This is a genomic window from Methylorubrum salsuginis, from assembly GCF_900114375.1.
GTDB classification, from domain to species: domain Bacteria; phylum Pseudomonadota; class Alphaproteobacteria; order Rhizobiales; family Beijerinckiaceae; genus Methylobacterium; species Methylobacterium salsuginis.
Genome location: NZ_FOSV01000006.1, coordinates 106733 through 131085, shown reverse-complemented (window position 1 = coordinate 131085; position 24353 = coordinate 106733). Strand labels below are relative to the sequence as shown.

Genomic DNA, 24353 nt, shown 5'->3' with positions numbered 1-24353 from the left:
GGCTGCGCTCTCAACCGCGCGCCGCGAGACATCCCTCGACTGTCAGGTTCGATCCCACCGAGCCTGACCGCGCTTGTCGGGCCACGTCCGCTCGATGGTGGGAAGACCGTCCGAACCGGAGGAAGCGGTCAAAACCGATCCTACCGCAGCCCATCTTAACGGGCCGTTCGCGGTCTGCACCCGTAAGCTAGTGACTGCGGAGCGCGACAACAAGCATTTTTTCCGATTTCTCGCGGGATTATCCCACTGTCTCGGGAGCTTGCCAGTGCCGCGTGCCCAGTCTTGCCGTCATTCCCTGATCGACAAGGATGGCCGAAGCGTGACGACCCGCGGGTGTCCCGCGAGATCGTGGGCCAGCGTGATGTCGGAGAAACCCGCTTTCCTGCCCAGCGCCGTGACGGTCTCGGCCTGATCGTAACCGATCTCCACGGCGAGCGCCCCGCCCGGCGCCAGCAGGCGGGGCCGTCGCGCGATCTCCGAAAAGATCGCCCGGTAGGCGTCGAGTCCGTCCGGCCCGCCGTCGAGGGCGGCCATCGGATCGTGTCCGCGCACCTCCGCGTCGAGGGTCGGGATCACGCCCGTGCCGATGTAGGGGGGGTTCGAGACGATCAGGTCGAACGGGCCGGAGAGCGCATCGAGCCAGCAGCCGCGCAGGAACGCCGCGCGGGTGCCGATGCCGTTCGCGGTCGCGTTCTCTCGGGCGGTCGCCAGCGCGTCCCGAGAAGAATCGAGGCCGATCCCGAACGCGTGCGAGCGCTCGTGCAGCAGGGCGACGAGGATGCAGCCCGAGCCGGTGCCGAGATCGACCAGGCGCAGGGGCCGCGCCGGTTCGGGAAACAGCCGCAGGCTTGCCTCCACCAGCGTCTCGGTGTCGGGCCGCGGCACCAGCGTCTCGGGAGAGAGCCGGAACGGCAGACCCCAGAACTCCCAGGCCCCGATGATGCGCGCCACCGGCTCGCCGGCGAGTCTTTTCGCGGCGGCCTCTTCGAGCGCGCGGGCGCCGGCTTCGCCGAGGGGGGCTTGGCCTTGCAGGATCAGTTCGGACGCGGACAGCCCGAGGGCGTGCTCGGCGAGGAAGCGGGCGTCGCCCCGCGGGTTGGCGAGGCCGGCGGCGCTGAAGGCTTGGGTGAGCCGGCGCAGGGCTTCCGCGCGGGTGAGGGGGGAGGGGAGGGGTGGGGGCCCCTTGCTCACGCCATCCCCTCGGCGGCCAGCAGCTCCGCCTGGTGCTCGGTCACCAGTGCGTCGATCACTTCGTCCAGCGCCGGGCCGGCCATGACCTCTTCCAACTTGTAGAGGGTCAGGTTGATGCGGTGATCCGTGACGCGGCCTTGCGGAAAATTGTAGGTGCGGATGCGCTCCGAGCGATCACCAGAGCCGACCTGCGCCTTGCGGTCGGCAGCCCGCGCCGAATCCTTGGCCGTGCGCTCGGCATCGAACAGCTTGGCCCGCAGCAGCGCCATGGCGCGGGCCCGGTTCTTGTGCTGCGAGCGCTCCTCCTGGACGAACACCACCACGCCGGTGGGCAAGTGGGTGATGCGGATCGCCGATTCCGTCTTGTTGACGTGCTGGCCGCCCGCGCCCTGCGCCCGCATGGTGTCGATCTTCAGGTCGGCGTCGTTGATCGCGATGTCGACCTCTTCGGCCTCGGGCAGCACCGCGACGGTGGCCGCCGAGGTGTGGATGCGCCCCTGCGTCTCGGTGTCGGGCACGCGCTGGACCCGGTGGGCCCCGCTCTCGAACTTGAGGCGGGAGAACACCGAGCGGCCCTTCACTTCGGCCACGACCTCGCGGAAGCCGCCGACGGTGCCCTCGCTCTCCGAGATCACCTCGACGCGCCAGCCCTTCGACTCGGCGTATTTGGCGTACATGCGAAACAGGTCGCCCGCGAACAAGGCCGCCTCGTCGCCGCCGGTGCCGGCGCGGATCTCCAAGATGGCGCTCTTCTCGTCCGCCGCGTCCTTGGGCAGCAGGATGAGCTGGAGGGCGCGGTGGGCCCGCTCCAGCGCCTCCTCGGCTTCCGGCTTCTCGTCGGCGGCGAGCGCGCGCATCTCGGGATCGCCGCCGGGCTCGTCGATCAGCGCGCGGATGCCGTCGAGATTGGCCTGCGCCGCCCGGTAATCGCGGATCGCCGCCACCACGCCGTCGAGTTCGGACAGCTCGCGGGAGAGCTGAACGATGGTCTCGGGCGAGCCCGCGCCGTCGGCGAGCTGCGCCGTGACGAACTCGTGCCGAGCCAGGATGGCGTCGAGGCGTTCGGAAGGGATCGGCGTCATTGCCCTGAGGATGCTCGCGTTTTCTTGTTGCGGTTTGCGCCGGTGCCAGCCGCTGGTGTGACCGAGGTCGTGGCAAAGCGTGTCAGATAGGCACGCCGTGCGCCTTGGCGAAGGCGGCCAGTGCAGGCCGAAGCGAGGCCCCGTCGGTCACCTTGGTCAGCTCCGCGTCGATCAGCGCGGCGACTTCGCCCGCGTCGGCCGAGAGCACCATCGCCTTGATCGGGCCGATGGCGGCGGGCGACATCGAGAAGTCGCGGAATCCGAGGCCGATCAGGGCCAGCGCTTCGAGCGGGCGCCCGCCGATCTCGCCGCAGACCGTCACCGGGCAGTTCTGGGCGGCGGCGCGCTGGGCGATGAGGCGGAAGGCCCGCATGGCGGCGCCGCAGAGCGGGTCGAAGCGGTTGGCCACGCGCCGGTTCTCGCGATCGACCGCGAACAGGAACTGCATCAGGTCGTTGGAGCCGACCGAGAGGAAATCGGCCTCGCGGGCGATCTCGTCGATCTGGAACAGGAGCGAGGGCACCTCGACCATGGCGCCGAGCCGGCAATCGCTCGGCAGGGTGTAGCCGTGGCGGCGCAGGTGCGCCTTCTCGCGCTCGACGATGTCGCGGGCGCGGGTGAATTCCTCCACCGTCGCCACCATCGGGAACATGATCTTGATCGGCCGGCCCGCGGCGGCCTTGAGAAGGGCGCGCAACTGCACCCGCAGGAGGGCGGGCCGGTCGAGGCCGATGCGGATCGCCCGCCAGCCCAAAGCCGGGTTCTCCTCCTCCAGGGCCGGCATGTAGGGGAGGATCTTGTCGCCGCCGATGTCTAGCGTCCGGATCGTCACCGGCAGATCGCCGGTGGCCGAAAACACCGCCTCGTAGAGCGCCTGCTGCTCGGCCGCCGAGGGCATCCGCTCGGCCACCATGAACTGCAACTCGGTGCGGAACAGCCCGACGCCCTCCGCGCCGGTCTCGTGCAGGTGGGTGAGATCGACCAAGAGTCCGGCGTTGAGATGGAGGCCGATCCGCACCCCGTCGCGGGTGGCGGCGGGCACGTCGCGCAGCGCCCGGTACTGCTCCTGACGGCGGGCGCGCAGGCGCACCATCTCGGCATAGGACGCCTCGATCTCCGGGGTCGGCCGGATCTGCACGTCGCCCGAGAGGCCGTCGACGATGATGGCGTCGCCGGAATCGCACAAGCCCGTGGCGTTGGCGATCTCGCCGACCGCCGGGATGCCCAGCGCCCGGGCCACGATGGCGATGTGGCTCGTCGGCCCGCCTTCCTCCAGCACGACGCCGCGCAGGCGCGCCCGGTCGTAGTCGAGGAGCGCCGCCGGGCCCATGGAGCGGGCCACCAGGATCGCGTTCTCGGGCAGGCCGCCCGCGCCCTGGCCCTCCTGGCCGACGAGGCGGCGCAGCAGGCGGTTGGCGAGGTCGTCGAGGTCGTGCAGGCGGTCGCGGAGGTAAGGGTCGCTCTGGCGCAGCATCCGGGCGCGGTTGTCCGACTGCACCCGCTCGACGGCAGCTTCCGCCGTCAGGCCCGACTGGACCGCCTCGCGCATCCGGCGCAGCCAGCCCTTGTCGTGGGCGAACATCCGCACGGTTTCGAGCACCTCGCGGGACTCGCCCGAACCGATGCCGTCGCCGCGCTCCACCAACTCGTCGATGGCCGAGCGCACGTCTTCGATGGCCGATTCCAGCCGCTCGACCTCGCGCTCGACATTCTCGGCGATCAGCGTCTTCACGACGATGCGCGGCTCGTGCAGCACCACGTGGCCGAGCCCGATGCCGTCGGCCAGCGCCACGCCGCGAGGACTGACCGGGCGGCGCGCCGCGGAGCCGGCCCCGGGGGCGAGCGCCTGCAACTCGCCCGAGGCGATCATCTCCGAGAGCACCATGGCGGTGGTCTGGAGTGCCTCGATCTCCTCCTCGGAATAGACCCGGTAGGTCTTGTTCTGCACCACCAGCACGCCGAGCGTGTTGCCCGCGCGGAGCAGCGGCACACCGAGGAAGGCGTGGTAGATCTCTTCCCCCGTCTCCGGCCGGTAGGAGAACGAGGGGTGCGATTGCGCGTCCGACAGCGCCAGCGGCTCGGCCGTCTTGGCGATCAGGCCGACGAGGCCCTCGTCGGCGCGCAGGCGGGTGATGTGGACCGCGTCGCGGTTGAGGCCCTCGGTGGCGAACAGTTCGAGGGTGTTGTCGTCGCGTACGACGTAGACCGAGCACACCTCGGCGATCACGTTGGCCGCGATCAGGACGACGATCCGGTCGAGGCGTGCCTGCGGGCTGACCGGCTCCGCCATGGCTTCGCGGAGCCGGCGCAGCAGCAGGCGCGGGCCTCCGGGCGCAGCGGGCATCGGGTCGTCAATCCGGGTCGGCTAGGACACCGAAGGGGCGCCTAGACTAGAAGTTTCGCGTCGGCCGGTCCCGTTCCCTCCGTCCCGCGTCTCGGGCCGGGATCGGCGCAACCCTCACGTGCGGGCGCGCCGACGGGTACGGTCAGGCCTTGTCGAGGCCGTATAGCGAGTGGAGCGTGCGAACGGCAAGCTCCGTGTAGGCCGCGTCGATGAGCACCGAGAACTTGATCTCGGAGGTGGTGATCGCCCGGATGTTGATGCCCTTCTCGGCCAGCGCCCGGAAGGCCTTGGCGGCGACGCCCGCATGCGAGCGCATGCCGACGCCGATGGCCGAGACCTTGACCACGTCGGTGGCGCCCTCGATCTGGCCGAACCGGATCGTGTCGCGCTGGGCGTCGAGGATCGCGCGGGCGCGCTCGTAATCGGCCGCCGGGACCGTGAAGGTCATGTCGGTGGTCGATTGGTCGCCCGACACGGTCTGGATGATCATGTCGACGTTGATGTTGGCGTCGGCCAGCGGCCCGAAGATCGCCGCGGCGATGCCGGGGCTGTCCTTCACGGCGCGAAGGGTGATCTGGGCCTCGTCCTTGGCAAAGGCGATGCCGGTGATGGTCTGCTGTTCCACGATCTGATCCTCGTCGCAGATGAGGGTGCCCGGCCGCGCGGCATCGGGGGGATCGAAGGAGGAGCGCACCGTGGTCGGCACGCGGTGGATCATGGCGAGCTCGACCGAGCGCACTTGGAGCACCTTGGCCCCGAGCGACGCCATCTCCAGCATCTCCTCGAAGGTCACGCGCTCCATGCGCTGGGCCTTCGGCACCACCCGCGGATCGGTGGTGTAGACCCCGTCCACGTCCGTGTAGATGTCGCAGCGCTCCGCGCCGATGGCGGCGGCGATGGCCACCGCCGAGGTGTCCGAGCCGCCGCGCCCCAGCGTCGCGATCCGGCCGGTCTCGGCATGCACGCCCTGGAAGCCGGCGATCACCGCGACCTCGCCGCGCGCGAATCCGGCGTCGAGGTTCTTGGGGTCGATCGCCTCGATCCGGGCCGAGCCGTGGGCGTCGGAGGTGTGGAGCGGGATCTGCCAGCCTTGCCAGGAGCGGGCCTTGATGCCCATCTTGTTGAGCGCGACCGCCAGCAGGCCCGAGGTGACCTGCTCGCCGGAGGCGACCACGGTGTCGTACTCGGCCTCGGCGTAGAGCGCGTCGGCATCCTTCACCCAGGCGACCAGCTCGTTGGTCTTGCCCGACATCGCCGAGACCACCACGGCGACGTCGTAGCCGGCCGCGACCTCGCGGGCGACGTGGGCCGCCACGTTGCGGATGCGCTCGACATTGGCGACGGAGGTGCCGCCGAATTTCATCACCAAACGGGGCATGTCGCGTCCGGTCTACTTCTCGTCGCCCATCGGTGCCGGCGAGGGGCCGGCTCGAACCGGCTCGCGCCGCATCGTCTTCGAACGACGAGGGCGCGGCTGTACCGGGGATGCGCCCGGCGGGTACAAGGGGCCTCCGGCCGTGTCAATCGGACGGCGGTTGGGTTGAAGTGATACGAAAGTGAGCCGGATGACGAGCGCCTCGATCGATCGGGACGAAGTGGCGCGCTTCGACGCGCTGGCCGCGCGCTGGTGGGACGCGCGCGGGCCGATGGCGGTGCTGCACAAGTTCAACCCCGTGCGGGTCGGCTATATCCGCGACGAGGTCTGCCGCACGTTCGGGCGCGACCCCGCCGCGCCGTTCCCGCTGGAGGGCCTGAGCGTCGTCGATATCGGCTGCGGCGGCGGCGTGCTGTCCGAGCCGCTGGCCCGGCTCGGCGCGAAAGTGACCGGGCTCGATCCGGCGAGCGCCAACATCGCGGCGGCGCGCGCCCATGCGCAAGCCGAAGGGCTCGACATCGATTATCGCGACGAGACCATCGAGGCCGTGGTGGCGGGCGGCGCCCGGTTCGACGTGGTGCTCGCCATGGAAGTGGTCGAGCACGTCTCCGACCGGGCGGGCTTTTTGCGCGCCGCCTGCACCGCCGTGAAACCCGGCGGGCTGATGTTCGCCGCCACCATCAACCGGACCATGCGCTCCTTCGCGCTGGCCATCGTCGGCGCCGAATACGTGCTGCGCTGGCTGCCGCGCGGCACGCACGACTGGGAGAAGTTCGTGACGCCGGCGGAATTGACCGCCGACATCGAGGCCGGGGGGCTGACCGTCACCGACACGACCGGCGTGGTCTACAATCCGCTCGGCGATTCCTGGCGGGCGAGCCGGGATACGGGGGTGAACTACATGCTGGCGGCGCGCCGCCCGGCCTGAACGAAGCGGCCCGCCCGCCGTTGACGTGTCCTCAAGGCTCAAGACGGGACGCGTCATCATGTTGGAGAAGCTGCCGCACGCCGTCGGTGAAGCCCTGTCGGCGGTCAGGGCCGGTATCGAGAAGGCTGCGTTCCACACGGTCGCGGCGCAGGCGCCGGCCCTGGTGCGGATCACGAGCCCAGCCTTCGCGGACGGCGCGCCGATCCCGGCCCGGTTCACGGCCGACGGCGCGGGCGTCTCGCCGCCGCTCGCCGTCGCGGGCGTGCCGGCGGAGGCCGCCGCCCTGGTGCTGTTCGTGGAGGACCCCGACGCGCCGTCCCTGCACCCCTTCGTCCACCTGATCGCCTGGAACCTGCCGCCGCGGGACCAAGCGTTTTCCGAGGGCGCGTTCGCGAGCCCGGCGGGCGAGGGCACCCGGCACGATCTCGGCCGCAACTCCTTTCTCAAGGACGGCTGGCTCCCCCCGGACCCGCCCACCGGCCACGGCCCGCACCGCTACCTGTTCCAGGCCTTCGCGCTGGCCCACGCGGCGGATCTCTCCGCTTCGCCGGGTCGCAGCGCGTTGTTGGAGGCCCTCGACGGCAACGTGATCGCCAAGGGGCTTTTGACGGGCACCTACGAGCGGGCGTGAGCGCTTGCGCGACGGCCGTGGCGATGGGCATGAGGGGAACGAGTCGGGCGCGTCCCCTCCCTCTTGTGGGGAGGAGAGACCCGCGTTCGGCCCGACGAACGGACGGAAGTCGAAGACGATGAAAGCCCTGCTATGCACCCGGCTCGGCGGGCCGGAGGATCTCTCGCTGGAGGATGTGGCCGATCCGGTGCCGGAGCCCGGCGAGGCGCTGGTGCGGGTGAGCGTCGCCGCGCTCAACTTCTTCGACACGCTCATCATCGCCGGCAAGTATCAGGTGAAGCCCGAACTGCCGTTCTCGCCCGGCGGCGAGGCCTGCGGGATCGTCGAGGCCCTGGGTGAGGGCGTCGAGGGTTTCGCGGTCGGCGACCGGGTCATGGTTCATGTCAGTTACGGCACCGCCCGCGAGCGCATCGCCGTGCCGGTGGCGCGGCTCGCCCGCGTGCCGGACGGCGTCTCGGACGAGGTCGCGGCGGGGCTGTCGATCACCTACGGCACCACGCTTCATGCGCTGGTCGATCGCGCTCGAATCCAGCCCGGCGAGACGCTGGTGGTGCTGGGCGCCTCGGGCGGGGTCGGGCTCGCGGCGGTGGAGCTCGGCAAGCTCCTCGGCGCTCGCGTGATCGCCTGCGCCTCCTCGCCGGACAAGCTGGCGGTGGCCCGCGCCCACGGGGCCGACGAACTCATCGACTACAAGGCGGACAACCTGCGCGAGACCCTGCGTCGGCTGGCGCCCGAGGGTATCGACGTGGTGTACGACGCCGTCGGCGGCGATCTCGCCGAGCCGGCGATGCGGGCGCTCGCCTGGAAGGGCCGCTTCCTCGTGATCGGCTTCGCGGCGGGCGAGATTCCGAAGTTCCCCCTCAACGTCATCATGCTCAAGGGCATCGACGTGCAGGGCGTCCACTGGGGCGCCTTCGTCGAGCGCGAGCCGGCCCTGCATCAGAAGAACCAGGCGCAGCTGCTCGCCTGGGCCGCGGAGGGCAAGCTCACCGTGAAGGTGCACGGGATCTACCCGCTCGCCGCCTACGAGGAGGCGCTCGGCATCCTCAAGCGCCGCGAAGCCTCCGGCAAGGTGATCCTGAAAGTCGGCTGAGGCCGGTCAAGGGTGTCCGGAGGGCGAGCCCTCCGGCGGGTCGTCAGGGCAGAGCCCTGACCTCGTTCAGCCCTGTCGGGCGAGGGCCGCGGCGATCCGCGCCGCGCCCGGCCCGCTGCCCGCCGGGATGGCGTTGCGGCGATCGATGGCGGCGCGGCCGCGATGGCTCGCATGGGTGATCGCGATGGCGAGCGCGTCCGCGGCGTCGGCGATCTTGAACTCGGCCTTGGGGAGCAGGAACCGCACCATCGCCTGGATCTGGACCTTCTCGGCATGGCCGGAGCCGGTCACGGTCTTCTTGACGAGGTTGGCGGCGTATTCCGCCACCGGCAGCCCGGCGAGCGCCGGGACCAGCAGGGCGACGGCGCGGGCGTGGCCGAGCTTGAGCGTCGCCTGCCCGTCCTTGTTGACGAAGGTCTCTTCCACCGCGACCTCGTCAGGGGCGTGGGCGGCGATCACCCGCGTCAGCCCTTCGTGCAGCTCGCGCAGGCGCAGCGCCAGCGGCAGGTCGCCATCCGAGGTCACGACCCCGCAGGCGAGGTAGGAGAGCTTGCTTCCCCGCGCGACGATGAGGCCCCAGCCGGTGCGGCGGAGGCCCGGATCGATGCCGAGGATGCGCACGTCGTCGGTCATCGGCTCGCCTTTCGGGCCCGCGCCGCGGCGGCGCGCGACCTTTGTGCGCACATATCGTGAACGAAGGGTTCCGGCAACGAAGTTGCCGGCTTCTTGGCTGGCCTCGAGCGCCGGCGGCCGCGTCCGCGGAAGTGAAGTCCCCTTGGGCTTCCCGCTCCGCTAGAGCATCGTCCTGGATATCAGATCCAGGACGATGCTCTACGGTATTGGGCCGCATCGGCTTTTTTCCGAAAGCCGGTTCCCACCTTTCGGGCCGATGCTCTAGCCGCCTCGGCAGAGCCGAGGCCGCCAAGGGAACGGCTCCTTGAGGCGCTCTTCGCGCCCGGATATCCGGTGCTGCCGCACGATTCGCCGGACGGCCTGTCCGATCCCTCACTCCACCGCCTTGAATTCCCCCTCCAGCCGGAGCGCCACCTCGTCGCCGAGCACCGGCAGGAAGGCGTTCACGCCGAACTCCGAGCGCTTGATCACGGCCCAGCCGTCGAAACCGACGGTGTAGAGCTTGTCGACCGGGTGGGGGCCGGCTTGGTTGAAGGTGGCGTCGAACGAGACCGGCTTGGCCACGCCGCGCAGCGTCAGGGTGCCGTTGACGCGGGCCGTGGTCGGGCTCGTGGGCTCGATCGAGGTGCTGACGAAGGTGGCCTCGGGAAAGGCCTCGACGCTCAGGAAGTCCGGCGCCTTGAGGTGGGCGTCGAGCTTGTCGTTGAGCGCGTTGACGCTGACCGTGCCGATCCGGACCGAGAGGCGGCTCTGGCTCGGGGCCTTCGGATCGAGGGTCAGCTCGCCGGTGACGTCGGTGAACTGGCCGTAATAGGTCGAGTAGCCGAGATGGCTCAGCGACCACGTGATCTTGCCATGGGCCGTGTCGAGCCGGTAGCGCCCGGCCTTCACCAGGTTCGGGTCCTTGGTGAGCGCGGCAGGCGCCTCCGGTTTGGCGTCCTGCGCCCTCGCGGGCCGAGAGGCCGGCAAGACGGCGGGCGCGACGGCGCTCGCGAGGAGCAGGGCGGCGAGGAGCGTGCGCTTCATGCGGTCACCTTGTCGGTTGGGCCGCCCTGACGGATATGGCGTTCGGGCGGGCGCGGCAACGAGGGCCGGGCGCCGATCCTGACAAATGATCGGTGATTCCGGATGATCGGCAAGCTCAAGGGTCTGGTGGATTCCTACGGCGAGGATTTCGTCATCCTCGACGTGAACGGCGTGGGCTACGTGGTGCATTGCTCCGCGCGCACGCTCCAGCGCCTGCCGCCGCCGGGCGAGGCGACCGATCTCGCCATCGAGACCCATGTGCGCGAGGACATGATCCGCCTCTACGGCTTCCGTTCGGACGCGGAGCGGGAATGGTTCCGCCTGCTCCAGACCGTGCAGGGGGTCGGCACCCGCGTCGCGCTCGGCGTGCTCTCGGTGCTGGAGCCTGCGGCCCTCGCCTCGGCCATCGCCACCGGCGACAAGGGGGCGGTCGCCCGCGCGCCGGGCGTCGGCCCGCGGCTCGCGGCCCGGCTCGTGGCGGAGCTGAAGGACAAGGCACCGGCCTTCGCGCCCATCGATCCGGCGCTGGTGGCGCTGACCGGCGCGGTCGAGGACCGCACCGCGCCCCAGCCGGTGGCGGATGCGATCTCGGCGCTGGTCAATCTCGGTTATCCCCAAGTCCAGGCCTCCGCCGCCATCGCCGCCGCGCTGAAATCCGGGGGGGAGGGGGTCGAGGCGAAGGTTCTAATCCGGCTCGGCCTCAAGGAACTGGCGAAGTAGCGATCGTTGCGAAAATAAAGGCGTTCAGAAACCGTCGTCGAACGGCGGCGGCTGCAGCCTCTGCCAGACGGCGGCGATCTTTTCCGGCTTCAGGTCGAGCGCCTGCGCGCAGGCGACGAGCCGCGGCTCGTCGCCCATCACATGGTCGAGGACGGCGGTGAGGAAGCCCGGATCGCGGGCGCTCTCGCGCAAGGTCGCCGGATCGAGCCCGCTCTCGACGACGAAGCGGGTGAGCCGCTCCTCGTCGCCCGCGAGCCAGCCCAGGACTTCGACCGCGAGACGCTCGTCGCCGGCGCCGGTATGATCAAGTTTGCGTTTCATCAACGAGTGGCAGTTTAAAAGAGGGTTCGAGGGCTGTGCCAGGTGATGGAGCGCGGTCGGACCGCCTCGGAGCAGGTCATGAAGAAAACCGTTCTCATCGTCGAGGACAACGAGCTCAACATGAAGCTCTTCAACGACCTGCTGGAGGCGCACGGCTACGCGACGCTGAAGACCGCCAACGGGATCGAGGCGATCGAGCTGGCCCGCGCCCACCATCCCGACCTGATCCTCATGGACATCCAGCTGCCCGAGGTGTCGGGGCTGGAGGTGACGAAGTGGCTCAAGGACGACGACGACCTGCGTGACATCCCCGTGATCGCCATCACCGCCTTCGCGATGAAGGGCGACGAGGAGCGCATACGCGAAGGCGGCTGCGAGGCCTATCTCTCGAAGCCGATCTCGGTCGCGAAGTTTTTGGCAACGGTCCGTCGTTACATTGGCGAGGACGGCGCTGCCTGATTCTCCCGAGAGGCTCTCTCTCCCGAGGATGTACCGGCGGCCGGTCAGCCGCGAAGCGGAGGAACGATGTCGGCCCGCGTCCTGATCGTTGACGACCTCTATCCGAACGTGCGGCTGCTCGAAACGAAGCTGTCGCTCGAATATTTCGACGTCGTCGTTGCGATGAACGGCCCCGATGCGCTGGCGATCTGCGAGCGCGGCGCCTGCGACATCGTGCTGCTCGACGTGATGATGCCGGGCATGGACGGCTTCGAGGTCTGCCGCCGCCTGAAGACGAACCCCGACACCGCCCACCTGCCGGTGGTGATCGTCACGGCGCTGGACCAGCCCGCCGACCGCCTGCGCGGGCTGGATGCCGGGGCCGACGACTTCCTGACCAAGCCCATCGACGACACCGCCCTGATGACGCGGGTGCGCAGCCTCGTGCGGCTGAAGGCGGTGACCGACGAACTGCGCCAGCGGGCGCTCGCGACCCGCGCCATCGGCGGCGTCGATCCCCTGGCGCTCGCCGTCGCGGATACCGGCGAGAACGCCAGGATCCTCCTCGTCGAGGACCGGGCGAGCGCCATCGACCGGATCGGCACGGCGCTCGCGCAGCATCACCACGTGACCGTCGAGAGCGACCCGCACCGGGCCCTGGTGCTCGCTCCCGAGGGCGGGTTCGAGGTGGCGCTGGTCAGCCTCGATCTCGAAGGCTTCGACGGCCTGCGCCTGTGCAGCCAGCTCCGCTCGCTCGAGCGCACCCGCAATCTCTCGCTGATCATGCTGGGCGAGATGGGCGAAAAAACCCGCATCACCCGCGGTCTCGAATTCGGCGTGAACGACTACCTGCTGCGCCCGATCGACCGGAACGAGCTGATGGCGCGGGTGCGCACGCAGGTGCGCCGCCGCCGCTTCACCGAGACCCTGCGCGGCGCGCTCCAGGCCTCGATGGAACTCGCCATCACCGACGACCTCACCGGTCTGCACAACCGGCGCTACCTCGACCGCCAGATCGGCCCGGTCTTCGGTGACGCGATGCTGCACCAGAAGGGGCTGGCCTGCCTGCTGCTCGACATCGACCGCTTCAAGACGATCAACGACACCTGGGGCCACGAGGCGGGCGACGAGGTGCTGCGGGCCTTCGCCGAGCGCATCCGCGCGCAGGTGCGGCCGATGGACATCCTGGCCCGCTACGGCGGCGAGGAGATCGTGATGGTGGTGCCCGGCGTCGATCTGCCGGAGGCCCAGGCCATCGCCGAGCGCATCCGCGAGCGCATCGAGGCCGCCCCCTTCGCGGTGCAGCGCGGCATCCGCGACATCCCGGTCACCGTCTCGATCGGCGTGGCCGTGCGCCGCCCGACCGACACCAGCCCGGCCGACATTCTGGGCCGGGCCGATGCCGCGCTGTACCGGGCGAAGTCCGCCGGGCGGAACCGGGTGGAGGCTGCGGCGGCTTAAAGGATAGGGCGCCCATCCCTCGCCCGCGAAGGGGGGAGGGTTCTAGGCGGCGATCAGCCCGCGCCCGGATCGGTCTCGTCGCCCTGGCCCGGCACGCCGGGCTTGCCGTCGGTCTTCTCGTTCGGGTCCTTGACGGCGTCGGGCGCCGAATTGGCCGGCTTGCCCCCGTCCTTGTCCGTGTCGGACGAATCCCTGTCGCGCTCGCTCATCGGCTCACCCCCCGTCGATCTCAAGACCGTTTGGCCCGGTCGGTCTCACCCGCCACCGGCTCGCCCGCGCGCGGTCCGGCCGCCGCCTTGCGGTCGGAATGGCCGCCGGAGGAGCCGCCGATGGCCGGCGGCGTACGGCCCTCCTCCGAGCCGCCCCACTCACCCGTCCGCTCGTCGTCGCTGCGCCCGCCCGAGCCCTGCCCGGTGATCGCCGCCTGCTGCGGCGTCTGATGGCCGCCGCCCGCGGGGCTGGGGCCGCGAGAGCCGACCGCATCCTCGGGCTTGCGGGTGCCGACGTTGGTCAGATCCTCGCCGGGACGGTTTTCGTTACCCATGACGCGGCGGCTCCTCGCTGCCGACGGCGGCGGTGGCGCGCTCGATCGCCTCCGCGGCCTTCGCGTCGGGCTTGGGACTGCTCGACGGGTCGGAGATGCGGCGCAGGTTCTCCGGCGGGGTCTCGGCCTCGGTCTGGTCGGTGGCGTCCTGGCGCGGCGTGCCGGAGGCGAGGCGCGCGGCCTCTGCGGTGCCGTCGGGATTGCCCTTCAGCTCGGCCTGGGTCCGCGACGGGATGCCGACATCCAGCGGCGAAGCGGTGCCGAAGTCCTGGCCGTTGCGGTCCGCGTAGGCGTCGAACTCCTTCAACGACGGCCGCGTGCGGTCGGTGTCGGTCATGAACATTCTCCTCGGATCTGCCGGGACAACCGTCCGGGCAGCCGAGGAGTTGCCGCAACTCGATGAGAGTTGCCGCGCGGGCCCTGCGACAGGCCCGCGCCGTTGCATCGGAAAAAGACGAGAGCATCGTCTTTTTCCGAAAGCCGGAAACCACCTTTCGGGACGAGGCTCTAGCCGATGCCTTCGAACAGCACCGACGAGATGTAGCGCTCGGCAAACGAGCAGGCGATGGTGACGATGCACTTGCCCTGGAATTCCGGCCGCGAGGCCAGTTCCAGCGCCGCCGCGACGTTGCCGCCGGTGGAGATGCCGCCGGGGATGCCCTCGAACCGGGCGAGGTCGCGGGCGGTGTCGATCGCCTGCTGGTTCGTCACCTGAAGCACGCCGTCGAGGACGTCGGTGTGGAGGTTCTCGGGGATGAAGCCCGCGCCGATGCCCTGGATCTTGTGCGGGCCCGGCTGGCCGCCGGAGATGACCGGCGAATCCACCGGCTCGACCGCGAACACCTTGAGGCCGGGAAGCCGCGGCTTCAGCACCTCGCCGACGCCCGTCACCGTGCCGCCGGTGCCGACGCCCGCCACGAAGGCGTCCAGCTTGCCCTCGGTGTCGTTCCAGATCTCCTCCGCCGTCGTCTTGCGGTGGATCTCGGGGTTGGCCGGGTTGGCGAATTGCTGCGGCATCACCGCGCCGTCGATCTCGGCCAGAAGCTCCTCGGCGCGGGCGATGGCGCCCTTCATGCCCTTGGCGCCCGGCGTCAGCTCCAGCTGCGCGCCGAGGAAGGCGAGCATCTTACGCCGCTCCAGCGACATCGTCTCGGGCATGACGAGGATCAGGCGGTAGCCGCGGGCGGCGGCCACGAAGGCCAGCGCGATGCCGGTGTTGCCCGAGGTCGGCTCGACCAGGGTGCCGCCGGGCTTGAGCCGGCCCGAGGCCTCCAGCGCGTCGATCATGTTGACGCCGATGCGGTCCTTCACGGACGAGATCGGGTTGAAGAACTCGAGCTTGAGCAGGATCTCGGCATCGACGCCGCGCTCCTTGGTGAGCCGGTTGAGGCGCACCAGGGGGGTGTTGCCGATGGTCTCGGTGATCGAGCCGTATACGCGGCCGTGTCCGGCTTTGCGCGCGGTGTCTGTCATGGCGGTCACTCCCTGGCGGCGAAATCGAGGGGCCGGCGGCGCGTCGTCCAGGCGCCGATCCGCCCCGGTTCCGGCGCAGGGCTGTAGCCGATTTCCCAAGGAGCGTCGAGGTTTACCGGGGTTTTGCGGGAGAACTCCACATAGCCAGTGAGGTGGAGAATTCTCTTCTCCATCCGGCTTTGGCGGCGACAACAATATTATCCTGCGGGTCACCTTCCCATCGACGACGATCTCTCGCCGCCGATGGCGCCGCGGTGTCGCGAGGGGTCAGGCCGGCCCGAGGGCGGCGGCGAGCACGAGGAGGGCGATGGCGGCGCTGGTCGCCCAGGCGGCGAGCAGCGCGGCGCCCTCGTGGTGGGCGCGCATGAAGGTGTAGCGCGGCAGCGCGATGGCGTGCGGCACCACCCTCGGCACCACGCGCTGGTGAACCCGGCCGATCCGCATCCCGTCCTCCGCTCCAGGACCGGCCGCGCGGGGGCGCCACCGGTTGCGGGTTCAGGAAACGGCCGGGACGCCTGACGAGGAATGAATCCGCGGAAGCGACCGCGGATCGTCGTCAATGCCGGGTTAAAGCGCCCGGTCGAACTTCAGCTCGCCGTTCTGGGTACGGATTACGAGCTGCGAGCCGACGAGGTCCCAGGCGCCGGAGGTGCGCAGCGCGATCAGGAAGGCCTGCTCGGCGGCGGCCAGCGCCTTGTCGCAGCTCTTCTTGGTGAGCGCGAGCGGGCCGACCGCGAGATGCTGCTCGCGCAGGGGGAAGGCGGTCGCCGTGAAGGTGTTGCAGCCGCCGTAGCCGCGGGCACGGTACTGGGTGTCGATGATGAAGCTCGGACGGTCGGCGCCGGTATAGGGCTTGCCGTTGAGGCTCACCGCGGTCCAGCTGGCGCCGAGCGGGAACATCTTCTCCTGCTGCTTGGCACCGGGGACGTATTGCGGCTTCTTCTCCGGTGCGCGTCCGCCCTGGCCGAAGCCGGTGATCGCGTTGGTTCCCTGCTGGGCCTGGGCGGGCCCGGCGGCCAGCGCGGCGACGGCGACCGCGCCAGCCAGCGCGGCGGTCAGCTTCCTGATCATGTCCTCAAAACCCCCTCTCGCTCGGCGGCCTCGCCCGTCCCGCGCGGATTCCTGTGCACGCGTCATCTCAAGCCATGGCCGGATCGCTGCACGGGACGACTCGCGCATCCGGCGGCGGCGGAAGGGGGAATCGTCAGAGATTCAAGCACAATTATGGTCGCGGCCGGTTCCGTCGCTGCCGTTCACAGGCTTGAGCGGGCGGCGGGCACGGGCATTCTCGCGGTCGAGCGAAACGATTGGCCCGGCCGTTCGGTTGGTTCGAGGCCGGGCCGCCAGGGGGCGGGCCAGGGATCGCAAGGGAACGGGAGGACGGCTTGAGCGGATCGGACGAAGCGGGTGGAAAGAGCTACGGCGGCGGCGACCTCAACACGATCGGGCCCGGCCAGTCCCGGGCGGCGCGCGGCCTGCTGGGCTGGAGCGCGGCGGACCTCGCCCGCGCGTCCGGCCTCGACGAGGGCTTCGTGACCGGCTTCGAGGCCGGACGCGGCGATCCGGCCTCCGGGCAGATCGAAGCCCTGCGCAGCGCGCTGATGCGGGAGGGCGTGGTCTTCACCGAAGGCGACGGGGTGCGCCTCTCCGAGCGGCAGAAGGGGGGCGACGAGGGCACGCGCCTGGGCGACCTCACCACCGAGAACGACCGCTGATGCGGCTCAGGCGGTGGCGAGCGCCTTCAGGTCGAAGCGCTCATCCGCCGCCTGCTCCGGGGTGAGCGAGCGGTCGGCGGCGATGATCCGGCGGGCCGCCATGTGGTCGGCCGGGCGATCGACCGATTCGACCGCGGCAAGGCGCCCGTCGCGGAAGCGGAACACGGAAAAGCCCGCGCCGGCCCGGCGCAGCACGCTCGCGTCGTCCGGGCTTCCGAGCCCGGCGATCTGCAGCTTGCGCGGGCCCTGGTCGCTCCAGAACCACGGCACCGCATCGTAGGCGGCGGGCCGCCCCGTGAGGCGCGCGGCGAGGCAGCGGCCCTGATCGACCGCGTTCTGCACCGATTCGATCCGCACCCGGTCGCCACCCGGCAGGCCGGCGGCGAAGCGGGTCGGGAAGCGGGCGCAATCGCCGATGGCCGAGATCGCCGGATCGGAGGTCGCGAGAAAGGCATCGACCGCGATGCCGTCTTGCACGGTCAGCCCGGCTTCCGCGGCGAGCTCTTGGTTCGGCACCACGCCGATGCCGACGAGGACGAGGTCGGCGGGCAGGCTTTTTCCATCGGCCAGGGCGACGGACCTGACGCGGCCCTCGGCGCCTTCGATGCCGCTCACCCCGGTCTCGAACAGGATCGTGACCCCCGCCGCCTCGTGGAAGGCGCGGAACGCGTCCGAGGTCTCCGGCGAGACCGCCCGCGCCATGACCCGGGGGGCCGCCTCGATCACCGTGACCGACAGGCCGCGGGCGGCGCAGACGGCGGCGAATTCGAGCCCGATGAAGCCCGCCCCGATCACGACGATGGTCTTCGCCCGCTCCAGCGCGCCTTTCAGCGCGTCGGCCTCGTCCAGCGAGCGCAGGCCGTAAACGCCTGCGCGATCCGCGCCGGGCACCGGCAGCGCCCGGTTGCGGGTGCCGGTGGCGAGGATCAGGTGGTCGTAGGCCAGCGCCTCGCCCTCTTCCAGCCGCACCCGCCGCTGCGCCCGGTCGATGCCGGTCGCGCGGGCGCGGCGGTGGACGATGCCGTGCTCGGCAAAGAACGATTCGGGCCGCAGCAGCAGGCCGCGGGCATCGGTCTTGCCGGCGAGATAGGCCTTGGACAGGGGCGGGCGCTGATAGGGCGGCTGCGCCTCCTCGCCGACCAGGGTGAGGGAGCCGGTGAATCCCGCCTCCCGCAGCGAGGCGGCGGCCTGGAAGCCGGCCTGACCCGCGCCGACGATGAGGATGCCGCTCACTCGCCCGCCTCCGCGGCGAGGTCGGCGCCGTCGCGCGCCTCGGCGAGGCGCGGCGCCATATCGGCGGCCATGCCGGCCAGCGCCTCTTCGGGCAGGCGCGGCAGGAAGCGGCGGCCCTCCCGCGAGAGGTAGTCCCAGAAGGCGTCGGCCGCGGGGCCCAGAACCTTGTCGGACCGGCGCACCACGTACCAGTCGCGGCGGATCGGCAGGCCCTGCACGTCGAGGAGCGCGAGGCGCCCGTTCTCGACCTCCGACGAGACCGTGTGGCCGGACAGGAGCGCGATGCCGAGGCCCGCCATCACCGCCTGCTTGAGCGTCTCGTTCGAGCCGGCATCGATCCCGAGCTTGGCCCGGCGGATCATCACGCCGTTCATGAACTCCTCGAACACCGAGCGGGTGCCCGAGCCCTCCTCGCGCACGAGGAAGGATTCCTCCGCCAGATCCTCGCGGCTCAGGCCCCGCCGACCGGCGAGGGGATGGTCGGGAGCGGCGATCACCACCAGCGGATGGGGGCCGAAGGTCTCGGCCTCGATGGCGAAGTCCCGCGGCGGGCGGCCCATGATCGCGAAATCGATGTCGTAGTTGCGCAGGGCGTCGATCGTGCCCTGGCGGTTGCCGACGGTGAGCGCGATCTCGACCTTCGGATGGCTCTCCATGAAGCCCGCGATCACGGCCGGCGCGAAATATTTGGCGGTGGAGACCACGCCGAGCGCCACGCGGCCGCCCCCGCCCCCTTTCAAGGTGCGAAGCCTGTCGGTACAGGTCTCCAGCACGGTGTTGATGCTGTTGATCGCCCACAGCATCTCGCGGCCGGCATCCGTCGGCTTGAGACCGGTGGGCGTGCGGTCGAACAGCAGGAGCCCCGCCTCCTCCTCGAGCTGGCGGATGCGGGCGTAGAGCGCCGCAGAGGTGACGTTGAGCTCCTGCGCCGCCCGCGTCATGGTGCCGAGCCGCGCCACCGCGGCGACCGCCTGGAGCTGCTTGAGCGAGAGATTGCGCATGATTCGCTTTTAGTTTTTTTGCGCGGCACCACAAGTTTTTTCAAAAACCTTCCCCGACTGTGTTGCGACCGCTGGCGCAGGCGCCACAGCACGGGGTATCATCCCGGCAGCAAAAGCCGCCGGAGCCGGCGGGGGCCGCCCGGTGTGGCGGTGACGGGAGCGAGCGCGACAATCCGATGACGAAGCCGACCGGGACCTCCCTCGACGCGCATCTCGACGCCGAGGTCGCGCGCGATCCCACCCTCGCCGACACCGCCGCGACGATCCGCGCGCTCGCCGCCGCCGCCATCGACGTGAGCGAGACCTGCGGGCGCGGGGCGCTCGCCGGCGATATGGGCGCGCAGGGCGAGCACAACAGCGACGGCGACGTGCAGAAGGCCCTCGACGTCATCGCCCACAAGCGCTTCATGCAGGCGCTCGAACAAGCCCCCGTCGCCGAGGTCGCCTCGGAGGAGGCCGAGGACGTGGTGGTGCTCGATCCCGGCGCGCCGCTGGCCGTCGCCATCGATCCGCTCGACGGCTCGTCGAACATCGCGGTCGGCATGGTGGTCGGCACCATCTTCGGCATCCGCCCGAAGGTCGTGGCGGAGAACGACCCCAACGCCTCGTTCAAGACGCCGGGCACCACCCAGACGGCGGCCGGCTTCGTCGTCTACGGTCCGGCCACTACCTTCGTGCTGACGCTCGGCAACGGCACCCGCATCTTCACCCTGGAGCGGTCGGAGGGCGTGTTCCGCCTGACCCACGATGCCCTTCAGGTGGTCCCGTCCGCCAACGAATACGCCATCAACGCCTCGAACGCCCGCCACTGGGACGGCCCGATCAAGGCCTTCATCGAGGATTGCCAGCGCGGCACGGAAGGCCCGCGCGACCGCGACTTCAACATGCGCTGGACCGCGGCGCTGGTGGCCGACGCGCAGCGTGTGCTGATCCGCGGCGGGGTGTTCCTGTATCCGGGCGACAGCCGGAAGGGCTACGGCCAGGGCCGCCTGCGCCTGCTCTACGAGACCGCGCCGATGGCCTTCCTGATGGAGCAGGCGGGTGCGGCCGCCACCGATGGGCGCACCCGCGTGCTCGATCTCGTCGCCGCCAAGATCCACGAGCGCTCGCCGCTGGTGTTCGGCTCGGCCGAGGAAGTCGCCACCGTTGCCACCTACTACGACGGACGCCAGCCCGCGGCCGGGCGTTCGCCCCTGTTCGGCCAGCGCGGCCTGATCCGCAGCTGATCCAACCCGGCGCGTCTTTCCTCAATCTCGAAGCATCATGTCGGCGCGTCACCCCATCATCTCGGTCACCGGCTCCTCGGGCGCTGGCACCACCTCGGTCCGCAACACCTTCGAGCAGATTTTTCGACGCGAGGATGTGAGCGCGGTCTACATCGAGGGGGACGGCTTCCACGCCTACGACCGCGACACGATGCGGGCGAAGATGGCGCGCGAGCCGACGCTGAGCCATTTCGCGCCGCGCGCCAATCTCCTGCCCGAGCTGGAGGAGGTCTTTCGCAGCTACGGCGAGAACGGCACCGGCCGTACCCGCCACTACGCCCACGACGCCCACGACGCCGCCCGCTACGGCATCCCCGAGGGCACCTTCTCGGAATGGGAGCCGTTCCAGCCGGGTTCGGACCTCCTGTTCTACGAGGGTCTGCACGGCTGCGTGGTCGACAACGCGGTCGACATCGCCCGCTATCCCGATCTCAAGATCGGGGTGGTGCCGGTGATCAACCTCGAATGGATCCAGAAGCTCCACCGCGACCGCTCGACCCGCGGCTACTCGACCGACGCCGTCACCGACGTGATCCTGCGGCGGATGCCGGATTACGTGCAGACGATCTGCCCGCAATTCTCGTGGACGGACATCAACTTCCAGCGGGTGCCGATGGTCGACACCTCGAACCCGTTCATCGCCCGCTGGATCCCGACCGCCGACGAATCGATGGTGGTGATCCGCTTCAAGGATCCGAAGGGGATCGACTTCTCCTACCTCGTGTCGATGATCCACGACAGCTTCATGAGCCGGGCCAATTCCATCGTCATCCCCGGCGGCAAGCTCGACCTCGCCATGCAGCTGATCCTGACGCCGATCATCATGCAGCTGGTGGAGCGGCGCCGGCGGCTGGCCTGAGGCTCTAAAGCATCGTCCCGGATATCGGATCCGGGACGATGCTCTCCGTTCTTGTGCCGCATCGTCTTTTTTCCGAAGGCCGATCCCCACCTTTCGGGCCGATGCTCCAGATCCTTGAATCGCATCGTCTTTTTCCGAAAGCCGGAAACCACCTTTCGGGACGATGCTCTATCCGGGCGGAGGTGAACCGCTCGCCGAAACCCCCGCCTGCTTCCCCCATGCCCCCAAGGTCGGTACGCTGCCCGGCACCAGCCGCTCGTCGAGGCCGGGCAGATCGGCTTTCTCCGGCCCCGCGGATAGACCCGCGGCCGCCAGAGCCCGCGCCATCGCCGGATCGGCGCGCATCGCGGAAAACCCGTCCCGGTCGAGGGCGGTGAGGCGGCCCCGCTCGAACCGCGCGAAAACCCGGCCGCTGTCGCGCTCGGCGAAGCGCACGGTGTCGAGCCGGCGCAGGATCGCCCGCAGGAAGGCGGGGTCGCGCTCCGTCTCCGATCCGGCGCCGCGATAGACCTGATCCGGGGCTCGCGCGCCGATGTCGATCCGGCGGTAGCGCTCGATCGCCATCAGGGCGCGGGCGTCGAGGATCGTCATGATGCCGTTCTGGCCGAAAGCGATGGTCAGCGGCCGCGCGCCCTTCGGCACGCCGTTGTCGAGAAACTCGAAGAAGACCGCCCGGTCGCGGCGCAGCGCCCAGGTGAAGAACAGCCGCGGCATGCCGGTGAAGGCCTCGACGTTGTGGGCGAGCAGGTCTTCGACCGCCTTGTAGCGGCCGAATTCCTCGCCGCGCTTCCACGCCCGCTCCACCGTCTCCTCCGGGGGCGTCACCATGAACTGGAGATAGACCCGCTGGCCGAAGCGCGTGAGCAGCTGGCCGGTGCCGTCGCCGTTGGGCTCGGTCGAGAAGCTGTCGAAGCGGAAGCGGTCGATCAGCAGGTGCGACAGGCGCCCCGCCGCCGCCTTGGCGGTGATGTGGCGGTCGAGCTTGGCATCGACGATCTCGACCTCGTGGCCGGCGAGCGGCCCGGCGTAGCGGCGCTGCTCGCCGAGGGCATCGTAATCGAGCAGGAACTTGCGCCAGACGTCCGGCGTGACCACGGCGAAGTCGGACCAGCCGGCGCCGATCCGCCCGGCGAGGTCGCGCTGGTAGGGGCGGATCGTGCTCTTGCCGGACGCCGAAGCGCCCTTGACCGTCATCACCACCGGCTCGGCCTGGGGCGCCAACTGCCGGTAGCCGTGGGCGCACACGACCGCGTCCATCCACGGCGCGATCAGCGCGCCGATGCGGCGGCTGCCCTCGCGGTTGGCCACCAGGATCAGGGCGAGCCGCGCCAGCAGCGCCCGGTCGCGGATCAGCGTGCCCTGGCGGGCGATGACGGCCGAGACGACGGTGCGGAGCGCGCCGCGCACCGCACCGTCCAGGCCGTCCGCCTCGCATGCCGCCTCGCCGGACGAGCCGCAGCGGGCGTCGAGCCGGGCGAGTGCCCGCGCCTGCCAGTCGCCCGGATGGGGCGGGATGCCGGCTCTGGGCGGCAGCAGGCCGAGCCAGCGCCGGGGCGCGGGCGGCGCCGCGGGCTCGTCGAGGAGGATCGAGAGTTCCTGCGCCAGCAGTGCCTCGGCCTCGCGACGCAAAGCCTCGAAGGCGGCCTCGATCTGGGCCGTCCGTGGGGCGACGCCCTCGGTGAGGATCGCGGTCACCATGGCGCGGAAGTTGACGCCGAGATCGGCATAGACCTCGCCGACCGGCACCGAGAGGTCGGCCATCACCCGGATCAGCACCTCGTGCACCGCGAGCCGCCGGGGCCTGAACGGGGCGAGACGCGTCGCGGGCAGGCCGCTGAAATCCGAGAGTTCGAGGATCTCGTGCAGCGGCAGCGCCACGTTCTCGGGCCGGAAAACGGTCGCAAGCGGCATCAGGGCGCGCGGCAGGCCGGGTTCGAGGCCGGGATTCCAGGCGTCGAAAGCCGGCCCGTTCGCCGGCTCAGTCACGGACGCCGGGGAGGCCATCGATCATCCTCCCCGAGTCGCGAAAGAATCAGGCGGCGGAGGCGTTGTCGATCGCCTCGAAGCGCATCTGGTAGCGGTCGCCCCAGAGCGTGTCGGCACGCTGCGTCCATTCGGCGTCGAAGAACAGCTTCGCGCAGAACGTGCTCTTGAAGATGCACACCGCGATGATCCGCTCGTCGAGCACGCGGATGTGGCGGCTCTCCAGGCCCGCGGCGATGCCGTTGCGCGGCAGCATGTCGACGCTCGACATCCCGAACTCATTCTCGCCGGGGAAGACGATCGGGCATTCGACGACGACGAGGTGCTTCATCTCGGGAGCCTGTTGCGGCGAGGAGGGTGTGGTCGAAGGATTGTTCATGAGACGACTCCGGCGGCACGCTCGGTCGCGCAGTCCCAGATGCTCAGGATCGCGCTGACGCGACAGGACTCCATCAGCGCGATGTGATCGACCTGCCGGTCGCAGAAGGCGCGCAGGCGCTCCTGGGCGGAGGCTCCGACGTCGACGGCGGGGAAGTCGTGATCGGTGATGAGCCAGACGCAGCGACCATACACGTCCGGCCCCTCCGCGGCGACGGCCCGGAAGATGTCGCGCTGGGTCAGGAGGCCGAGGACGGGGGCATCCGCCCCGAATCCCTCGACCACCACGAGGGCGCCGATGCCCGGCTCGGCGAGCGCCTGCATCGCCTCCGCCACCGGGCGGTCGCGGTGGATGGTGCGGATGCGGGCAGTCTCCTGCTGCATCGATGCCGGCACGGCTTCCTCCGATCCGGGCGCTCTGGCGGCAGCCCTGAGCTGAGACTGGTATACAGAATACCTGTTGTCAATTCGGGATTTTGAATTATGGTGCCGGTCAGCGGAACCGCACGATCAAGCAAGAGGCTTAATCCTGCCGGTGCCGCAGAATGAACCTGCCGGCCCCCTGATTCACTCCACGCGCGTCCCGCTTCAGGGACCCGTGCCGTGCGGGCCGTTGGCCGAAGCAGCCCGGACAACCGGGCGCACCCCTTGGAGAGACG

Annotated in this window: 27 protein-coding genes; 9 read left to right on the top strand and 18 right to left on the bottom strand. The window is 70.3% G+C overall.

Translation table 11 applies throughout. From position 1 onward, the window contains the following. Positions 1-288: 288 nt before the first annotated feature. From prmC to BM140_RS09845, 4 genes are all read right to left on the bottom strand, one after another. Positions 289-1191 carry a peptide chain release factor N(5)-glutamine methyltransferase gene (prmC, locus tag BM140_RS09860; RefSeq protein ID WP_091944843.1) on the bottom strand — a complete coding sequence of 301 codons (903 nt, stop codon included), beginning with the start codon at positions 1189-1191 and terminating at the stop codon, positions 289-291. Next, on the bottom strand, positions 1188-2273 hold the full coding sequence (prfA, locus tag BM140_RS09855) for a peptide chain release factor 1 (protein WP_091944840.1): 1086 nt from the start codon (positions 2271-2273) through the stop codon (positions 1188-1190). Before prfA ends, prmC begins: the two co-directional genes overlap by 4 nt. Before the next feature lie 82 nt (positions 2274-2355). Then, on the bottom strand, positions 2356-4617 hold the full coding sequence (ptsP, locus tag BM140_RS09850; RefSeq protein WP_091944837.1) for a phosphoenolpyruvate--protein phosphotransferase: 2262 nt from the start codon (positions 4615-4617) through the stop codon (positions 2356-2358). Between the two features lie 142 nt (positions 4618-4759). After that, positions 4760-5995 carry an aspartate kinase gene (locus BM140_RS09845; protein WP_091944834.1) on the bottom strand — a complete coding sequence of 412 codons (1236 nt, stop codon included), beginning with the start codon at positions 5993-5995 and terminating at the stop codon, positions 4760-4762. 187 nt (positions 5996-6182) lie between these two features. Between BM140_RS09845 and ubiG the strand changes: the two genes are divergently transcribed. The 3 genes from ubiG to BM140_RS09830 all read left to right on the top strand — a co-directional run bounded on the left by ubiG (position 6183) and on the right by BM140_RS09830 (position 8644). After that, positions 6183-6920, top strand: a complete 738-nt coding sequence (gene ubiG / locus BM140_RS09840; protein WP_091944831.1) for a bifunctional 2-polyprenyl-6-hydroxyphenol methylase/3-demethylubiquinol 3-O-methyltransferase UbiG — start codon at positions 6183-6185, stop codon at positions 6918-6920. Positions 6921-6978: 58 nt separating this feature from the next. Beyond that, positions 6979-7551 carry a YbhB/YbcL family Raf kinase inhibitor-like protein gene (locus BM140_RS09835; RefSeq protein ID WP_091944827.1) on the top strand — a complete coding sequence of 191 codons (573 nt, stop codon included), beginning with the start codon at positions 6979-6981 and terminating at the stop codon, positions 7549-7551. A gap of 118 nt (positions 7552-7669) precedes the next feature. After that, positions 7670-8644 (top strand): NADPH:quinone oxidoreductase family protein, encoded by a 975-nt coding sequence (locus BM140_RS09830; RefSeq protein ID WP_091944823.1) that lies wholly within the window; start codon positions 7670-7672, stop codon positions 8642-8644. A 66-nt stretch (positions 8645-8710) separates the two neighbouring features. Here BM140_RS09830 and ruvC read toward each other — a convergent pair whose 3' ends face one another. Then, a complete protein-coding gene (gene ruvC / locus BM140_RS09825) occupies positions 8711-9277 on the bottom strand; it encodes a crossover junction endodeoxyribonuclease RuvC (protein ID WP_091944820.1) in 567 nt (188 codons plus the stop codon). A gap of 372 nt (positions 9278-9649) precedes the next feature. Then, complete coding sequence (locus tag BM140_RS09820; RefSeq protein WP_091944817.1) at positions 9650-10303, bottom strand: YceI family protein; 654 nt, start codon at positions 10301-10303, stop codon at positions 9650-9652. A 102-nt stretch (positions 10304-10405) separates the two neighbouring features. On the opposite strand from BM140_RS09820, the gene ruvA reads away from it, so the two are divergent. Beyond that, positions 10406-11023, top strand: coding sequence for a Holliday junction branch migration protein RuvA (gene ruvA, locus BM140_RS09815; protein ID WP_091944814.1), 618 nt, complete (start codon positions 10406-10408; stop codon positions 11021-11023). A gap of 24 nt (positions 11024-11047) precedes the next feature. On the opposite strand, the gene BM140_RS09810 is transcribed toward ruvA, so the two are convergent. Continuing rightward, positions 11048-11344, bottom strand: a complete 297-nt coding sequence (locus BM140_RS09810) for a DUF3572 domain-containing protein (protein ID WP_091944811.1) — start codon at positions 11342-11344, stop codon at positions 11048-11050. 78 nt (positions 11345-11422) lie between these two features. Here BM140_RS09810 and BM140_RS09805 point away from each other — a divergent pair, with 78 nt between their 5' ends. Continuing rightward, positions 11423-11803: a response regulator gene (locus BM140_RS09805; RefSeq protein ID WP_056248867.1), complete on the top strand. Its 381-nt coding sequence runs from the start codon at positions 11423-11425 to the stop codon at positions 11801-11803. A 66-nt stretch (positions 11804-11869) separates the two neighbouring features. Next, on the top strand, positions 11870-13243 hold the full coding sequence (locus BM140_RS09800; RefSeq protein ID WP_091944807.1) for a PleD family two-component system response regulator: 1374 nt from the start codon (positions 11870-11872) through the stop codon (positions 13241-13243). 53 nt (positions 13244-13296) lie between these two features. On the opposite strand, the gene BM140_RS25820 is transcribed toward BM140_RS09800, so the two are convergent. The 6 genes from BM140_RS25820 to BM140_RS09780 all read right to left on the bottom strand — a co-directional run bounded on the left by BM140_RS25820 (position 13297) and on the right by BM140_RS09780 (position 16331). Beyond that, positions 13297-13452, bottom strand: coding sequence for a hypothetical protein (locus BM140_RS25820; protein ID WP_165616430.1), 156 nt, complete (start codon positions 13450-13452; stop codon positions 13297-13299). A 20-nt stretch (positions 13453-13472) separates the two neighbouring features. Next, a complete protein-coding gene (locus tag BM140_RS09795) occupies positions 13473-13787 on the bottom strand; it encodes a hypothetical protein (RefSeq protein WP_091944804.1) in 315 nt (104 codons plus the stop codon). Then, positions 13780-14124 (bottom strand): hypothetical protein, encoded by a 345-nt coding sequence (locus BM140_RS09790; RefSeq protein WP_091945163.1) that lies wholly within the window; start codon positions 14122-14124, stop codon positions 13780-13782. The genes BM140_RS09795 and BM140_RS09790 overlap by 8 nt, the downstream gene beginning before the upstream one ends. 170 nt (positions 14125-14294) lie before the next feature. After that, the gene (gene cysK, locus BM140_RS09785; RefSeq protein ID WP_091945161.1) at positions 14295-15260 is read right to left on the bottom strand and encodes a cysteine synthase A; all 966 of its coding nucleotides are present in this window, start codon (positions 15258-15260) and stop codon (positions 14295-14297) included. Positions 15261-15527: 267 nt separating this feature from the next. Then, positions 15528-15704, bottom strand: coding sequence for a hypothetical protein (locus BM140_RS25815; protein WP_165616429.1), 177 nt, complete (start codon positions 15702-15704; stop codon positions 15528-15530). Between the two features lie 123 nt (positions 15705-15827). Continuing rightward, positions 15828-16331: an META domain-containing protein gene (locus BM140_RS09780; RefSeq protein WP_091944801.1), complete on the bottom strand. Its 504-nt coding sequence runs from the start codon at positions 16329-16331 to the stop codon at positions 15828-15830. A gap of 314 nt (positions 16332-16645) precedes the next feature. Between BM140_RS09780 and BM140_RS09775 the strand changes: the two genes are divergently transcribed. Further along, entirely contained in the window at positions 16646-16975 is a 330-nt protein-coding gene (locus tag BM140_RS09775; protein ID WP_244535372.1) for a helix-turn-helix domain-containing protein, read from the top strand. Between the two features lie 6 nt (positions 16976-16981). Here the strand turns inward: BM140_RS09775 and BM140_RS09770 are convergent, their stop codons facing one another. Together BM140_RS09770 and BM140_RS09765 are read right to left on the bottom strand one after the other, a co-directional pair. Then, a complete protein-coding gene (locus BM140_RS09770) occupies positions 16982-18208 on the bottom strand; it encodes an NAD(P)/FAD-dependent oxidoreductase (RefSeq protein ID WP_091944798.1) in 1227 nt (408 codons plus the stop codon). Next, complete coding sequence (locus BM140_RS09765) at positions 18205-19209, bottom strand: LysR family transcriptional regulator (RefSeq protein ID WP_244535371.1); 1005 nt, start codon at positions 19207-19209, stop codon at positions 18205-18207. The genes BM140_RS09770 and BM140_RS09765 overlap by 4 nt, the downstream gene beginning before the upstream one ends. Before the next feature lie 176 nt (positions 19210-19385). Between BM140_RS09765 and BM140_RS09760 the strand changes: the two genes are divergently transcribed. Next, positions 19386-20435, top strand: coding sequence for a class 1 fructose-bisphosphatase (locus BM140_RS09760; protein WP_091944794.1), 1050 nt, complete (start codon positions 19386-19388; stop codon positions 20433-20435). 37 nt (positions 20436-20472) lie between these two features. Next, complete coding sequence (locus tag BM140_RS09755) at positions 20473-21333, top strand: phosphoribulokinase (RefSeq protein WP_091944792.1); 861 nt, start codon at positions 20473-20475, stop codon at positions 21331-21333. Positions 21334-21501: 168 nt separating this feature from the next. Here BM140_RS09755 and BM140_RS09750 read toward each other — a convergent pair whose 3' ends face one another. Genes BM140_RS09750 through BM140_RS09740 form a run of 3 tightly spaced genes read right to left on the bottom strand, consistent with a single transcriptional unit; the run spans position 21502 to position 24090 of the window. Further along, the gene (locus tag BM140_RS09750) at positions 21502-23337 is read right to left on the bottom strand and encodes a DEAD/DEAH box helicase family protein (protein WP_091944789.1); all 1836 of its coding nucleotides are present in this window, start codon (positions 23335-23337) and stop codon (positions 21502-21504) included. A gap of 28 nt (positions 23338-23365) precedes the next feature. Continuing rightward, on the bottom strand, positions 23366-23695 hold the full coding sequence (locus BM140_RS09745; RefSeq protein WP_244535370.1) for a hypothetical protein: 330 nt from the start codon (positions 23693-23695) through the stop codon (positions 23366-23368). After that, positions 23692-24090: a CBS domain-containing protein gene (locus BM140_RS09740; RefSeq protein ID WP_091944783.1), complete on the bottom strand. Its 399-nt coding sequence runs from the start codon at positions 24088-24090 to the stop codon at positions 23692-23694. The genes BM140_RS09745 and BM140_RS09740 overlap by 4 nt, the downstream gene beginning before the upstream one ends. Positions 24091-24353 lie beyond the last annotated feature (263 nt).